Here is a 15,700-nt window from a genome sequence, read left to right on the forward strand (position 1 = left end):
CAGTTTGCGCCTGCTAAGACTGGCTATTCTTCCTCAAGGGAAGCTAAACGGGCCATCCGAACCCGGCCAATAGCGGTGCGTAAAATGCCAATTCCAATAAAGTAAATACCGGAAATCCACCACAAAACCAGCACCCAAGTCGGGTGTACCGGATGCCAGCCCAGCAACAGTCCAGTCATCACAATCCACACCACTGTGACCACAATATTGATCGGCATCATGGCACGTACCCGTAATGGATGTACGAAAGTAAGCCGACTCAAAGTGAGGGCGCCAATCAACAGGCTGGCCACCACATTGAACCAAGCAGGGGTACCTAGAATCCAGAAGTACGCTGCCACGATATTCCAAGCGGCAGGGAATCCCACAAAGTAATAATCCTTCGCTTTCATCCCTTTATTGGCGTAGCAGAACATGGATGAGGCGGCAATGAACACTGTCATCACCACAGCTAGATTGCGTGAGCCAAAAGGAATGTAGCGCATCATGAAAAGTGCCGGAATAAAGGTCCATGTCAGGTAGTCGACGATATCGTCCAAAATGACGCCATCAAACCAGGGCACTACTTCAGAAACTCTGGCTTTACGTGCCATAGTTCCATCGACCGCATCAACGATCAACGCTACGGACAACCAAATCCACATCCAGCCAATCCGGCCTTCAATCAGACTGGTCAAGGCAAGAATTGCCCACAACACACCGGTCATGGTGAAAGCGTGGACTCCCCAAGCCTTAATGTACTGGGCTGTGGTGAACTGCTTCTGTTTTGATTCGCTCATGCTCATACTTTAACTGTCTCTAGCTTAAACCGCACGCATGACGGGCTTGCCCGGCCAAAACTACCGACCCAAACGCCACGATTCCGTTGGCGGTCAAAGCCGACTGCGTATCTTGGCTCAGTTCCACTGCCTTGTCTAAGGCTTCAGCGGTACCAGACACCGCATACACCCGATCAGGGCCGAAAACATCCTCGGCTATCTCACGCAAAGAGTCAAGATCAAGAGCGCGCGAAGATGGCATATCAGTCACCACAATCTCTTCCAAGACAGGTTCCATCTCAGCCAAAACAGCTTCCACGTTCTTATCCGCCATTGCCGAGAACACACCATAAATCCGTTCAAAACCAAAGGATTCCTGCAATGCTTCACGCAACGCCTGAGCACCAGCCGGATTATGTGCGGCATCCACTAAAACGGTCGGTGATGATTTGACAATCTCTAAGCGTCCCGGACTTTGCACCTGACCAAAAGCAGCTTCCACCACATCTGCGGGCAGAGAGAGACCGCCTCGGAAAGCTTCCGCCGCGCACAAAGCCATTGCTGCGTTCATGGCTTGGTGCTCACCGAATAAGGGCACCACGATATCTTCATAGACTGCCGCTGGAGTACGAATTGACAGAATCTGCCCACCGACTCCAATCTGTCGGTCAATCACTTCGAAATCTTCACCCCAGACACGCAAGATCGCGTCCTGTTTGGCGGCTTCTTGATGTAGCACTTTCATTACTTCAGGAGGCTGCTGCCCCACAATCACGGTAGCGCCAGGCTTAATAATGCCGCTCTTGGTTTCGGCAATCGTCTCTAAATCGGCACCTAACCAGCGCTCGTGATCGTAGCTGATGGGCGTAATCACAGCAGTTGCGGCATCGATTACGTTCGTCGCATCCCAGCGGCCGCCCATCCCGACTTCCACAACTGCAACATCCACCGGGCTGCTGGCAAATGCTTGGTATGCCATCAGGGTGTACAGCTCAAAGAAGCTTAGGCGCGGCCCACCCTCAGCCTGAGACTGCTCGTCAGCCATCTGGACGAAAGGCTCACAGTCCTCCCAAGCCTGCACAAAATCGGCGGCGCTAATCATTTCCCCATCTAGGCTGATTCGCTCACGCACATCAAATAAATGAGGCGAGGTGAAGCGTCCGGTTCGCAATCCTAACGTGGATAGCAGACTATCAATCATCCGAGAAGTGGAAGTCTTACCGTTTGTTCCGGTCAAATGGACAGCCGGATAGGATTGCTGCGGGTTCCCCATCAGCTCTAGGGCCAGCCTGACTCTTTTCAGGTCAGGCTGGACCCGATGCTCAGGAGCCCGCGTATTGATTAGTTTTTCAATCTGGGCTACCTGGGGAAGATACTCTTGCTCTAAGGCGTCTGTATCAGTCACTAACTTTTTCTACCTCAACTGTGACGGGACCCTCGGCTGCCTGAACCTCAAGTTCCACAGTCAAAGTGTCATGTTTAATCATGTCGGCATAGGTTTCTACCGCGCTCACGCGCTCAGCCGGGACGGTCAGTTTTACCTTGACACGGTCAGAGACGTACAGGTCGCGCGCTTTACGCTCATCTTGAATAGCGCGCACGATGTCACGGGCGTAGCCTTCCGCTTCGAGGGCGTCATCAAGCTCCGTGTCGAGAACAACGAATGCACCGGAGTCTAAGACGGTAGCAACCTCGCCCTCGTTCGCACTGACCTTAATAGAAAGCTCGAACTGACCCTCATGCAGTCGCACGGGCTCTCCCCCGACTAGGACGCCACCAAAGACAACCTCGTCGCCATTAACTTCCCACTGCCCTGACTTCTGAGCCCCGAAAAGCTGTGAGGTGAAACGACGGAAAGACGGATCAAACTCGCGCGGGTTCAAGGTGAGCTGCTGCTCAACTCGGTAACCAGAGGCCTGCGGCTCCTTGAACTCTACTTCCTTCACATTTACCTCACCGGCAATCAAATCAGCGAAACGCTCAACCCCACCCTGCGTGGTGACGAGGGTGAGTTTGCGCAGTGGCTGGCGCACACGCAACTGATTGGCCTTACGCAAACCATGAGCTGCGGAGACAACGTTACGAACCTCATCCATGGAGGCTACCAGTTCAGCATCGAAAGCAGTTTCCGGGAGCATCGGCCAGTCAGTCAGGTGAACAGAGCGTCCACCGGTAAGTCCACGCCAAATTTCTTCACTCAGCAACGGCAGCAAAGGAGCGGCCACGCGCGTGAACACCTCCAGCGCCGTGTACAAGGTGTTGAAGGCGTCGTGGTCTTCATTCCAGAAACGCTCACGGGAAGTACGCACATACCAGTTGGTTAGGAGATCCACATAGTCACGGATTGCATCAGTCGCGTCAGTGATGGCGTAAAGGTCAAGCTGTTCCCGAACGGTGTCAGCCAGTTCTTTAGTCCGCGAAATCACGTAGCGATCCATCACCGTCAAGCCGTCCAAAACATGCGGATCATCGAGATCTAGCAGCCGAGCCTGGTAGCCGGCGCCCTGAGAGCAGGTCTGTGCGTACAGGCTGAAGAAGTAGTAGGTGTTCCAAAGCGGCAGGAGCACGTGACGCACTGTGTCACGAATACCATCCTCATGCACGACTAGGTTTCCGCCGCGAACCACCGGAGAAGACATCAAGAACCAGCGCATCGCGTCGGAGCCGTACTTGTTGAACACTTCCTGAACGTCAGGATAGTTCCGCAAAGACTTGCTCATCTTACGTCCATCATCACCCAGCACGATACCGTGAGAAACACAGCTACTGAAAGCCTGGCAGTCAAAGAGGGCGGTAGCCAACACGTGCAGAGTGTAGAACCAGCCACGTGTCTGCCCAATGTACTCCACAATGAAGTCGCCCGGGTAATGGCTTTCAAACCATTCGACATTCTCGAAGGGGTAATGAACCTGCGCGAAAGGCATGGAGCCTGATTCGAACCAGCAGTCCAAAACATCAGGGATGCGGCGCATCATAGACTGACCGGTCGGATCGTCCGGGTTAGGGCGAACTAGGGTGTCAATGAAAGGACGGTGCAGGTCCTTAACCTCTACGCCGAAGTCACGTTCAAGCTCAGCGAAGGAACCGTACACGTCGGTGCGCGGGTATTCCGGATTGTCAGAAACCCATACCGGGATGGGGGCGCCCCAGAAACGGTTACGACTAATCGACCAGTCGCGGGCACCTTCCAGCCATTTGCCGAACTGACCATCACGCAGATGCTCAGGCGTCCAAGTGATCTTCTGGTTTAGTTCCACCATGCGATCACGGATCTTAGTTACTGCTACGAACCAAGAGGACACTGCCCGGTAGATGAGCGGCTTACGACAGCGCCAACAGTGCGGGTATGAGTGCACGTAGGACTTCTGCTGAACCAAAACCGGACGCTGCGACTCAGGGATGCGGGCTAGCGGGCCGGTGCTGTCACGCAAGTCATGAGTGATCGGCTTGTTCGCGTCGAAGATATGCTGACCTTCATATTCGGGTACTTCTGCGGTGAGGATACCACCGTCATCGACGGGCATGAATACATCGCGGATACCTGCCGCAGCGCAGACGTTCATATCGTCTTCACCAAAGGCAGGAGCCATATGCACCAAACCGGTACCAGAATCGGAAGTCACGAAGTCAGCAGCGAGCACTGACCAGACAGCCTCATCCTCGTGCTTATTCGCATCAACACGGGCACCACGCTCATCCAAGCTGGCGTAGCCAAGATTGTTCAAGAGGCGCTCTACGAAGAAATCGAACATCGGGTAGTAGGTGCGCCCAACCAGCTCAGAGCCGGCGTATTCACGTAGCACCTCGGGGGCCTCCCCCAGTTCCTTCGTGTAGGCGCCCAAGAGCTCCTTCGCCACGATAACGCTTTCACCAGCAAGCACGCCCTCGGAAGGACGCACGGTGACGTAGGTGAAACTGGGGTTGACGGCGATAGCCATATTGGAGGGCAAGGTCCACGGAGTGGTCGTCCAGATTAGTGCCCATTCGCTAGGCAGCCCGTCTTCTGAAAGCATGCGGACGGCAACGGTCACCGTATTATCTTGACGGTCTTGATAGACCTCATCATCCATCTTCAGTTCGTGGTTCGATAGCGGGGTCTGGTCGTTCCAGCAGTATGGCAGGACGCGGTAACCCTGGTAGGCCAAGCCCTTGTCGTAGAGCTGCTTGAAAGCCCAGATGACTGATTCCATGAAAGTAGGGTCAAGGGTCTTGTAATCATTGTCGAAGTCAACCCACCGTGCCTGTCGGTTGATATAGTCCTGCCATTCATCAGTGAACTGAAGCACGGATGAGCGACAAACCTCGTTGAACTTTTCGATGCCGATGCCGCCTTCACCGTCAATAGCGTCTTTACCGGAAATGCCGAGGATGCGCTCTGCTTCCAACTCCGCAGGAAGACCATGGGTATCCCAGCCAAAACGGCGCTCTACGCGGTGTCCGCGCATGGTTTGGTAGCGGCCTACGAGGTCTTTAACGTAGCCGGTAAGGAGGTGGCCGTAGTGGGGCAGACCATTAGCAAACGGAGGGCCATCGTAGAAGATGAACTCATTGTCTCCGTTTTCACCTGCTGGGCGCTGATCGATAGAGGCCTGGAAAGTTTTATCGGCCTCCCAGTAGGCCAAGGTAGCTTCCTCCATTTGCGGGAAGGAAGGAGAAATCTCGATTCCACCATCACGATGCAAGGGGTAGCCAAAAGCGTTTACATTAGCGGAGTTTTGGGGGGTCATTCAGGTTTCTCCATACTCGTCCATTTCCTGGTCGAGGACGGCGACTCACTTCGTGAGCTACCGCGGTACCACCCCGCTTGCAGAAGGATTCCCTTCTACCTCTCATTGACAGCTATCTCGGGCTTACCCGTCCGGTTCTAATAGGGGCGAAAACGCCCGGTTCTTCCGGATGCTCCCCGGTGATATCCCAATACTTGGGGCCGGTTCATTGCCACGCCAGTATACAGTCGAGTTACCCACATTCCAAGCGCAAAATAAGTGAGATTAAAGACCTCTACTCAGCGGTAAGTAGATGCCGGCGCGGTAACCTGCCCGTCGCCACGCAAATCATAAGGCCCATCGGCTTCAGATTGAGGCTGAATTTGCGCATAAATCCAGGCTTTTACCCGGGCCCCCACTTCTCTGATATCGCGTCCAAGTTGCCCTTCTTCACGGCCAGGTGAAATCACTCCAACCGCATCCACTCTTAAGCTTTGCGCCAAATACAGAGCTCGGGGCAGATGGTAATCCTGAGTCACCACTATCAAATTGGTGGCCTTAAAGGTATTTACCGCACGGGCCAGCGAATAGTAGGTAGAAACGCCCTTGCCATCAATGAAAATACGTGCCTTAGGGACGCCTGCTGAGACCGCATAACGAGCCATCACCTCCGTTTCATTACCGCTTCCCCCATTGGCATCACCACTCATAATAATGGGTAGCTCAGGATTCATTTTCCACACAGCAATGGCAGTATCTAAACGCTGCTGGAGCATCGGGCTGGGGCGCGGTCCTGGATATACCGCAGCACCCAAAACCATAATGGCCTGCGCATCTGGCGCTGGAGAGAACTCTGCTAGCTCGTAGCATTTATCGCCGCAACTGGATTTAACTATCCAGTTCATGACCAGTCCTCCGACCAGCGCCAGACCTAGGGCGGTAGCAAGAAAACCAGCCACCGCTCGCAACCAATGCTTCATTAGCGAGCTACCTCGCCGCTGGGCGCAGAGACCGTCAGTTGCACTGTGAACATACGTGAATGGGCAGGCTCCAGACGCAGAGCTTCTGCCAGTTCTGGACGATTGTAAGCGTCAGCGATAAACTCGCAGGGCTCTACCGCTACTGATTGGCCCGGGCGAACGCTCATTCCCTCACCGGTGTAGACATGGAATACACCGACACCTGCCTGTTGACGTAGTCCGGTGTAAGTCATTTCAATATCGTAGGTGCCGTTATTGATCTTTGCGGTGTTGCTAGAAAGCGCCGTATAGGCTGTATCAACATTCTCTGCAGAATGTAGGACCACTGGCTCTTCAACTTCCACAAAAGGTTCAGGCAGAGGATTCAATTGCTCATCCACCAGTACCTTCTGTCGAGCCGGGAGCGTAACCGTCCAGTCTCCCTCGTGTGCGAAATACGGATGCCAGCCCATACCGACCGGTGCGGCCTTCTCACCCTGGTTGGTAGCTTCCATCTCCATGAACAGGTTAGGACCGTCCAAACGGTAAGTTACCTTTAAAGCAATCCGGAAAGGGTAGGCATCTATTCCGCCTACAGTGATAGCCAAGGTGACACTAGAATCAGTGAAATGCAAAATCTCCCAGTCACGCATATAGGCTAAGCCATGTAGCGCAGAGCGCATCCCGTACTCATCGGGGCCGAAATCGTACTCAACGCCGTCGAAGCTGTAACGGGCATCTTGGATACGATTCGACCATGGCACCAACAGAGCGCTCCTACAACCATCCAAGGTGTTCAGGTGAGCAACATCGGAGTACCCATCAATCAGATGATGGGAATGGTGTCCGTCCCTAATTGTCCACGAGTTAAGCACTGCACCTCGGCGTGAGCCGCGAGCGGTATAGACTCCGCTCCTAATCGTCCAATCTGGTAGGGTCGCTTCCGTCATTGAATTCCTCCTATCAATAGGCGAGGCTCCTTTGCCCCTGCCCTATTGTAACCCGAGGAAGCCCAGAACGGTTGCGACCCTATCAAGTGGCAATTATTTTGGAAGCACCACGTTCACCAGTTTCGGAGCGCGGATAATCATGCGAGCCGGCTCTCTACCCTCCAAAATCTCCGCAATAGGACCTGCAGCGAGCGCTTGCTCCCCCAATTCTTCCTCGGAAATATCCGGGTCTACCTCAATTCGAGCTTTAACCTTTCCATTCACCTGAACGACGCAGGTAATCGAATCAGCCTTCAGCAAGGAAGCGTCGGTAACTTCAGGGAAGTCCTCATGAACCAAAGAATCTGCGTGACCGAGCAAGGCCCACAGCTCTTCCGCAATATGCGGAGCCACCGGAGCAACCATCAATAGCAGGGGCTCAACAGCTTCACGTGGCACCTTAGTCAATCCAGTCAGATGGTTATTCAACACAATCATTTTGGCAATCGCGGTATTCACGCGCAGATTGTTGTATTCTTCGGTCACCTCAGCGATGGTTCGAGCCACTAGACGTTTAGTTTCCCGGTCAGCCGGCTCATCAACTACCGTAATCTCGCCGGTCTCCTCATCTATCACATTTCGCCACAGCCGCTGCAAGAAACGCTGTGAACCGACCACTGCGCGAGTGTCCCAAGGACGGGACATATCCAGTGGACCCATACTCATCTCATAAACACGGAAAGTATCAGCACCATACTCATCACACATATAGTCAGGCGTGACAATATTCTTCAAAGACTTGCCCATCTTGCCGTATTCACGGGTGACCGGCTGCCCCTGGTAGGTGAAACCAGCGGTCTCATCGCCTTCAATTTCATCCGCGGGAACATACTGTCCGCGCGCATCCTTGAATGCATAAGCCTGCACGTAGCCCTGATTAAAGAGACGATGGAAAGGCTCAGATGAGTTCAAGAAGCCCAGATCGAAGAGTACCTTGTGCCAGAAGCGCGCATACAGCAGGTGGAGCACGGCATGTTCAACACCGCCGACATACATATCCGCACCACCGGAAGCGCCCTCGGAACGCGGCCCCATCCAGTACGCCTCATTCTCATCAGCGGCGAAAGCTTCGCTATTATTCGGGTCCGTGTAGCGTAGCTCATACCAGCAGGAGCCGGCCCACTGCGGCATCGTATTGGTTTCGCGCCGGTACTGCTTGGGTCCATCACCCAAATCCAGCTCCACATTCACCCATTCCTCGGCGCGACCCAGGGGCGGCTCCGGCTTGGAATAGCGGTCATCAGGATCGAAAGTGCGCGGGTTGAAATCCTTCATTTCGGGTAGCTCCACCGGCAGCATCTCCTCGGGGAGCGCATGGGTGACGCCATTCTCATCATAAACAATGGGGAAAGGCTCACCCCAGTAGCGCTGACGGCTAAACAGCCAGTCACGCAAACGGTAGGTGGTGGTGGCATGTCCGACGCCGGCCTCTTCCAGCCAAGCAATCATCTTGGCTTTCGCTTCAGTCTTATTCAGACCGTTCAAATCGATTGCTTCATTGGCAGAGTTCACTACTCGACCGTCTTCTTCCCAAGCGCTTTGCTTGTCGAAATCGGCGGGAGTTTCCATCGTGTAGATGATGTCTAAGTTGAACTTCTGGGCGTACTCAAAGTCACGCTGATCATGCGCAGGGACCGCCATAATGGAGCCGGTGCCGTAACCGGTCAGCACGTAGTCCGCCGTAAAAACGGGAACCTCTCCCTCGGTGACCGGGTTGATGGCGTAAAGGCCTGTAAACACGCCAGTCTTTTCCCGCTCATCACCGGTACGGTCAGTTTCAGACTTAGCTTCAGCCTGCTCACGATAGGCGGCAACAGCCTCACGCGGGTTAGCGTACCCACCGGTCCATTCTGCACGAGTTCCCTCCGGCCATTGCGCCGGCAGATTTTCGCTGTCACTAATCAACTCATGTTCGGGGGCTACCACGGTGAAGGTTGCGCCGAAGAGAGTGTCGGGGCGGGTGGTGTAGACCTCGATGAAACGATCACCAATGGAAAAACGCACCGTCGCACCCTCGGAACGCCCAATCCAGTGACGCTGCATGGAGGAAACCTTATCCGGCCAGTCAATGGTGTCGAGGTCAGCAAGTAGCCGGTCAGCGTAATCGGTAATCCGCATCATCCACTGCTTCAGCTTTGCCGGGAAGACCGGATAGTTACCGCGTTCTGAGCGACCATCAGTGGTAACTTCTTCATTCGATAGCACGGTTCCCAGTCCTGGACACCAGTTCACAGCAGCCTCAGAAATATAGGCCAAGCGGTGATTATCTAGCACCTCATGCTGTTCAAGGCTACTCAGCTCAGCCCACTTCCGACCGTCGGGGAGGGCGCGTTGTCCGGTAGCATATTCTTCAGCCAGTTCACTGATGGGACGGGCTCGCCCAGTGCCACGGCCATCACGGGCGGGAGCCTCCGTGTCATACCATGAGTTGTAGACCTGCAAGAAAATCCACTGGGTCCAGCGCACATAGTCAGTATCCGTGGTCGCGAAGGTGCGGCGGCGGTCATGACCCAAACCAATCCGGCGCAGCTGGCGCTCCATATTGGCAATATTTTCTTCGGTCGTGATACGCGGGTGCTGACCGGTCTGGACCGCATACTGTTCCGCGGGCAGACCAAAAGCATCATAAGACATAGTGTGGAGCACGTTATAGCCTTGCATCCGGTGGTAGCGGCCAATTACGTCTGTAGCAATGTAGCCGAGGGGGTGTCCCACGTGCAGACCTTTACCGGAGGGGTAAGGGAACATGTCAAGAATGAAGTACGGCTTCTTTTCTGACTGCGGGCCCTGCAAATCTCCGACAGGGTTATCTGCATGGAAGCTACCAAGCCGCTCCCAGTTCTTCTGCCATTTAGCTTCGATTTGTCCTGCTAGCGTTGCATCATAGCGGTGCAGCTCATTTGCCGTTGTCTCAGTCATGTTTCCTCTATCTAAGTGCGAGAAAGTACTCTTGGATAGTTTAGCGCACTAGACCCCGGTAGGTTAAAGGAAGATAATGGTGTTATGAGCACAATTTTTGAAAAGATCATTGCCGGTGAGATTCCCGCAACTTTTGTTTGGCAGGATGAGATCTGCGTAGCTTTTATGGATGTCAATCCGATGGCTGAGGGGCATTGCTTGGTGGTGCCGCGCGACGCAGTTGACCATTTCTTCGATGTTCCTTTTGAGCAGTCAGCACATTTGATGATGGTGGCGCAAAAGATTTCGAAAACTGCGGACCGAGTTTTTGATTGCACTCGGGTGGGTTTGGTGATTGCAGGCTACGGCGTGCCGCATACGCATTTACATTTGATTCCAATCAATAGCGAAAAAGAATTAGATCCGACGCACAAGATTCCGACTAATCCCGAGCAAATTCTGCATGCTGGCGAAAAGTTGCGCCACGCTTTACTAGAAGATGGTTACCAGGAAGCTCGACTATAAGGCTAGCTAACGCATTTGTGGCGCCGAGGAAGATTCAGTTCCCTCGGCGCCACTATGCATCTAGGCAGATTGATTTAGCTAAAGAGCTTAGACCCTAGCCCCAAGATTACGATTAGAACCAGCAGACCATACATGACTGCGGAGAAGCCCCACCAGTCACGGACCATTACCCGTCCCAGCCAGCCTAAGCCGGGGATTTGGGCGCGGCTTGCCCTCCCGACGATGATGATGAAGAGGGCAATCATGGAGAACCAAATCACCATGCACCAGGGGCACAGCTTTTGCATGCTGAAAGCTGACTGCCAAGCGAACCAATAGACGAATAGCAAAGCCAGTGTGCTGGCTACGGTCATCGCCATCCAGAACCAGCGTGGCAGTTTCACATTGGAGACGAGGAGGACGCTGACTGTCAACAAAGCGGCGAAAGCAACTGTACCCAGCAATGCGTTGGGGAATCCAAAGAACACTTCTGACTTCCATGAGGACAATGACGCTCCGCAGGAAACATAAGCATTCAGGTCACAAGAAAGCTGCGCCTCAGGATTCTTCGCGTGTTCAATGGTTGCTAACACCAGTGCTACTGAAGCGGTTAAACCAAGAGCAGAGAATAAAACCATTAACCAAGCTGGGATGGCATCGAGCCCACCTGCAGTTTCTTTCTCAGAAGGATCAGTGCGCCGCTTAGCTTCTGCGGCGAATTCTTGGTCGGTTATTCCGCCTAAGACCGTAGTCTCTTCTGCCGGTTCATTATCCTCCGCTGTAGTTTCCCCAAGGGATGTGTCCATCTGCTCATCGGATTCTTCTGGTGCGATAGCTAGCTCAGGAGCAGGCTCGCTCCGATTCGGACTAGCAGAATAAAAATCATTATCTTCGGCCATACTGCCCCTCCTCTTATATACAGCTTAAGTGTACCCTGTTAGCCACCAATCCCCCGTGCTAAAATGTGGCACCCACCATATAGCGGGTTACCGATTTGAACTCAGAGCGACAGCACTGTAAAGTTTCCATGTCGAGAAACTTAAGCTTCTTGAATCCAGCGCCGTTAGCTCAATTGGCAGAGCAGCTGACTCTTAATCAGCGGGTTGGGGGTTCGATTCCCTCACGGCGCACTGCTCCACTTTGGAGCCCAGCGCCGTTAGCTCAATTGGCAGAGCAGCTGACTCTTAATCAGCGGGTTGGGGGTTCGATTCCCTCACGGCGCACTTTTTGTACCCAAAATTCGCACACCGACAAACTCAATACTATATTGTATTGAATACGCCTCCCATTTACCGCATATTCAACCAACATTAGGTATATATTCATTCATAGGATTCAATTTTGGATGCCATATGAAGGGAGGGGTAATGGCTCGCCGTCGTTTGACTCAAACCGAAAGAGGACTGCTAGATGCGATTGCCGATCGCATGGCAAGCTGCCGTCCCGACGAAATTAGGCCAGACTCGATTACGGAGGCAGCCCGATTAGCCGTGACCGTACTCAGGGACAAGAATTCGCTTGATGACGTGATAGGCCCAACTTGCACGACATCTGTACTTGCAAAATGGTGGCAGATTTCTCGGCAAGCAGTGCACAAAGCTGTAAAAGAGTTCCGTGTCGTCGCGGTGCAAGATGCCAAACACACTTGGCACTTCCCCACTTGGCAGCTACAGGAGGACCATCGCTCTATTGATGGGGTTCATGAAACCCTCATAATTATGCGAGATTTACCACGCATGGATCAGGCAATGTGGTACATTAAGCCAGCTAAACAGCTAAACGGATTGACTCCTGCGCAGTGGCTCATCGAAAAGCGAGACATTAGCTGCGCGACTACCCTGGCACGCCAATATGCTCACTCTCAGATTCGCGCGCGACAAAAGCGTGATTAGACGCCCAAAAGACCAGATTTCGACGCTAGAAGACAGAGAATCTAATCTTGAGACAGCAGTCTCGTTAATCTGTCCACATGCCCTTTAGCGCGCACATTATAAAGCGCATGGGAGACTTCTCCAGTCGGTGAGATTACCACGGTAGAGCGGATTGTCCCCACTACAGTTTTGCCGTAATTTAGTTTTTCTCCCCACGCCCCGTACGCTTCCATCACGTCATGCTCAGGATTAGAAGCCAAGATAAACGGCAGCTCATGGTCAGCCGCAAATTTCTCAAGCGCGGCAAGCTTGTCAGGGCTGATTCCTACCACCGTATACCCGAGGCCTGTAAGACGACCGAGATTATCACGAAAATCACAAGCTTCAGTCGTACAACCGGGAGTATTCGCGCGGGGATAGAAATAGAGAATCAGGCCAGTTTGCGCTTCTTTCAGCAAATCCTCTAGGTTAATCCCACCTTGCATTGAGTCCAGTGAAAAGTCCGGAGCTTTATCTCCTTCGATTAATTTCCCCATATTTGTATCCTCCATTTCAGCAGAAAATGTAGCTAGTATCACTCTACCGCTATTACCGGTAGAAGAGCATCAATAAGTGCGGTAGACTCAACGGGCAAGCGCGAGTGGCGGAATTGGCAGACGCGCTGGATTTAGGTTCCAGTGTCTTATGACGTGGGGGTTCAAGTCCCCCCTCGCGCACCATTACTTCTCTTTCCAGGCCCCGCTAATGGTGGCCTCCGCGATTACCCTAGTATCGCGATAAATCACCATGGATTGACCCGGAGCAATGCCACGCATTCCCGGTATCCCGCTTCTTTCCTCACCCACGATATGAGCAATAATCGTCTCGCCTTTACGTTCAATCAAAGCGTCGACTGGACGTCCGTGGGCCCGTACCTGGACTTGCAGTCCGCCGACCGCAACGCCCTCGGCTCCAGCCAAAACCTCATCACTGTCCGGAACCAGCCACACTGGACGGGTCGCAGAAATCCGATTTACGGTCAACAGCTCAACTGGACCTACCACTACTTCATTGGTCTGAGGACGCGTCTCCAACACGTAGCGGGGACGCCCATCCGGCGCTGGGCGGTCAATGTGCAGCCCCTTGCGCTGGCCGACGGTAAAACCGAAGTAGCCGTCATGCTGTCCGAGAACTTCACCCTCAGGGGTGACAATATTGCCCCTATTTGAATCCAAGTTACGCTTCAAAAAACCAAAGGTATCCCCATCTGGGATAAAGCAAATATCGTAACTGTCAGGTTTTTGCGAAACTGTGAAACCACGAGCTTGTGCCTCCGCACGCACCTCGGCTTTGGTGGCGGCTCCGCCGAGGGGGAATAACACCCGGTTAAGATTCTCCCGTCCCATCACAGCCAGCACATATGACTGATCCTTCAATGGGTCAGAGCCCCGATGTAGCTCAGGTCCTTCAGGACCTTGCACTAGAGTCGCATAGTGCCCCGTACAAACAGCGTCGAAGCCGAGGGAGCGTCCTCGGTCCAAGAGCTCACGGAACTTGACGAACTCATTGCACCGCACGCAAGGATTAGGGGTCCTTCCGGAACGGTATTCTGAGAGAAAATCATTCACCACGGTATCAGTGAATTCTTCAGCCATATCCCAAACATAGAAAGGAATACCCAACTTTGCTGCAGTCCTAGCAGCATCCGAAGCATCCTCCACTGTGCAGCAACCACGAGAACTGCATCGTGATTCACTACGGTTTGCAGAAAGAGCCATATGAACGGCGGTAACATCATGCCCGGCATCAACCGCACGTGCAGCTGCCACAGCAGAATCAACCCCGCCAGACAAGGCGGCGAGTACTCGCATTAATTACGTCCTTTTTCAAATCTGGCGGCCGCATCAAGGGCCGACCCTAAGGCAGCTAGGAAAGCTGCAATATCTTCACTGGTGCTATCCCATCCAAGAGACACACGCAAAGCGCCCATAGCTTCCGCTTCACTGCGTCCCATGGCCAATAACGCGGCAGAAGGTCGGGGTACGCCAGCGGCACAGGCAGAAGCCGCAGAAACTGCAACGCCAGCCTGATCCATCATCATTAAGATAACTTCGGGATGCTCAGTAGGCAGTGTCAAATGAACAATATGAGGTGAAGTCTGTCCAACCTTCGTCACAGTAGCTCTAGGATCTAAACCGGCAATCAGCTGCGCACGTAACTGGAGCATCAGGGAAGTTTCCTCAGCGCGAGTAGCATCAGCAATTTCCAGGGCAGAGGCAAGAGCGCGTGCCCCAGCCACATTCTGGGTACCAGAACGTAGCGAGCGTTCCTGTCCTCCGCCAATACGGTCAGATACGACTGCGATAGCACGCTTGATTAAGAGCACTCCGATGCCTCCGGGGGCCCCAATTTTATGGCCGGAGAAAGCTAAGGATTCAACTCCCCATTCGTGGAAATCCACCTCAATATGGCCCACTGCCTGCGCCGCATCACAGTGGACGTGTTTAACACCATGCCGGTGCGCGATCTCAGCAAGTTCTTTGACTGGTTGAATCGTCCCAACCTCATTGGAGACCGCCATAAAGGCAGCTACCGAAACCTGATTCTCTGAACAGAGCCTCTCCACATCCGCGGTGTCGATTAGTCCCAGCTCATCAACCTTTGCGATAAGTACCTGACCGCCGTTTTCGCGACACCGGTCCCCCAGTTTAGCGATTGCGGGATGCTCCAATCCGTCGGTCAAGAAAACTGGTGTCTGTCCAGCCTCCTCGGCCGCCTTCAAAGCTCCCAGCACGGTGAGACTATTGGACTCCGTAGCACCAGAAGTGAAAACTACTTCCGCAGCGTCGGCACCCAAACTATCGGCAACCCGTTTTCGAGCGTCCTCCAGCATCTCACGAGCCGCGCGCCCCGCCGCATGCAGAGCATTAGGGTTGCCAGGATTCTGACTAAGTAATCTTAAATCCTGCGCGTAGGAGTCAATCACTTCAGTCCGAATCGGCGCAGTCGCCGCATAGTCCAGGTAGCTAGTCATCG

Annotated in this window: 12 protein-coding genes and 3 tRNA genes; 5 read left to right on the forward strand and 10 right to left on the reverse strand. The window is 53.5% G+C overall.

All coding sequences use genetic code 11. From position 1 onward, the window contains the following. Positions 1-23: 23 nt before the first annotated feature. The 6 genes from BM477_RS01715 to leuS all read right to left on the reverse strand — a co-directional run bounded on the left by BM477_RS01715 (position 24) and on the right by leuS (position 10,331). Positions 24-779 carry a CDP-alcohol phosphatidyltransferase family protein gene (locus BM477_RS01715; RefSeq protein WP_075360960.1) on the reverse strand — a complete coding sequence of 252 codons (756 nt, stop codon included), beginning with the start codon at positions 777-779 and terminating at the stop codon, positions 24-26. A gap of 19 nt (positions 780-798) precedes the next feature. After that, positions 799-2,163, reverse strand: coding sequence for a bifunctional folylpolyglutamate synthase/dihydrofolate synthase (locus BM477_RS01720; RefSeq protein WP_075360961.1), 1,365 nt, complete (start codon positions 2,161-2,163; stop codon positions 799-801). Beyond that, positions 2,156-5,485 (reverse strand): isoleucine--tRNA ligase, encoded by a 3,330-nt coding sequence (gene ileS, locus BM477_RS01725; protein ID WP_075360962.1) that lies wholly within the window; start codon positions 5,483-5,485, stop codon positions 2,156-2,158. Before ileS ends, BM477_RS01720 begins: the two co-directional genes overlap by 8 nt. A gap of 278 nt (positions 5,486-5,763) precedes the next feature. Next, positions 5,764-6,444 carry a SanA/YdcF family protein gene (locus tag BM477_RS01730; protein ID WP_075360963.1) on the reverse strand — a complete coding sequence of 227 codons (681 nt, stop codon included), beginning with the start codon at positions 6,442-6,444 and terminating at the stop codon, positions 5,764-5,766. Next, on the reverse strand, positions 6,444-7,373 hold the full coding sequence (locus tag BM477_RS01735) for an aldose 1-epimerase (RefSeq protein WP_075360964.1): 930 nt from the start codon (positions 7,371-7,373) through the stop codon (positions 6,444-6,446). The genes BM477_RS01730 and BM477_RS01735 overlap by 1 nt, the downstream gene beginning before the upstream one ends. Before the next feature lie 93 nt (positions 7,374-7,466). Further along, positions 7,467-10,331, reverse strand: coding sequence for a leucine--tRNA ligase (gene leuS / locus BM477_RS01740; RefSeq protein ID WP_075360965.1), 2,865 nt, complete (start codon positions 10,329-10,331; stop codon positions 7,467-7,469). Between the two features lie 84 nt (positions 10,332-10,415). Here leuS and BM477_RS01745 point away from each other — a divergent pair, with 84 nt between their 5' ends. Further along, positions 10,416-10,835: an HIT family protein gene (locus BM477_RS01745; RefSeq protein WP_075360966.1), complete on the forward strand. Its 420-nt coding sequence runs from the start codon at positions 10,416-10,418 to the stop codon at positions 10,833-10,835. A 74-nt stretch (positions 10,836-10,909) separates the two neighbouring features. Here the strand turns inward: BM477_RS01745 and BM477_RS01750 are convergent, their stop codons facing one another. Continuing rightward, complete coding sequence (locus BM477_RS01750) at positions 10,910-11,713, reverse strand: vitamin K epoxide reductase family protein (RefSeq protein WP_075360967.1); 804 nt, start codon at positions 11,711-11,713, stop codon at positions 10,910-10,912. A gap of 158 nt (positions 11,714-11,871) precedes the next feature. Between BM477_RS01750 and BM477_RS01755 the strand changes: the two genes are divergently transcribed. From BM477_RS01755 to BM477_RS01765, 3 genes are all read left to right on the forward strand, one after another. Next, positions 11,872-11,944, forward strand: a tRNA-Lys gene (locus tag BM477_RS01755). 20 nt (positions 11,945-11,964) lie between these two features. Then, a tRNA-Lys gene (locus BM477_RS01760) sits at positions 11,965-12,037 on the forward strand. A 144-nt stretch (positions 12,038-12,181) separates the two neighbouring features. After that, on the forward strand, positions 12,182-12,706 hold the full coding sequence (locus BM477_RS01765) for a hypothetical protein (RefSeq protein ID WP_075360968.1): 525 nt from the start codon (positions 12,182-12,184) through the stop codon (positions 12,704-12,706). Between the two features lie 41 nt (positions 12,707-12,747). On the opposite strand, the gene BM477_RS01770 is transcribed toward BM477_RS01765, so the two are convergent. After that, entirely contained in the window at positions 12,748-13,221 is a 474-nt protein-coding gene (locus BM477_RS01770) for a peroxiredoxin (protein WP_075360969.1), read from the reverse strand. 98 nt (positions 13,222-13,319) lie between these two features. On the opposite strand from BM477_RS01770, the gene BM477_RS01775 reads away from it, so the two are divergent. After that, positions 13,320-13,404, forward strand: a tRNA-Leu gene (locus BM477_RS01775). On the opposite strand, the gene mnmA is transcribed toward BM477_RS01775, so the two are convergent. Continuing rightward, complete coding sequence (gene mnmA / locus BM477_RS01780; protein ID WP_075360970.1) at positions 13,405-14,535, reverse strand: tRNA 2-thiouridine(34) synthase MnmA; 1,131 nt, start codon at positions 14,533-14,535, stop codon at positions 13,405-13,407. Further along, complete coding sequence (locus BM477_RS01785) at positions 14,535-15,698, reverse strand: cysteine desulfurase family protein (protein ID WP_075360971.1); 1,164 nt, start codon at positions 15,696-15,698, stop codon at positions 14,535-14,537. Before BM477_RS01785 ends, mnmA begins: the two co-directional genes overlap by 1 nt. Positions 15,699-15,700: the final 2 nt, after the last annotated feature.

This window comes from Boudabousia marimammalium (assembly GCF_001936115.1).
Lineage (GTDB): Bacteria > Actinomycetota > Actinomycetes > Actinomycetales > Actinomycetaceae > Boudabousia > Boudabousia marimammalium.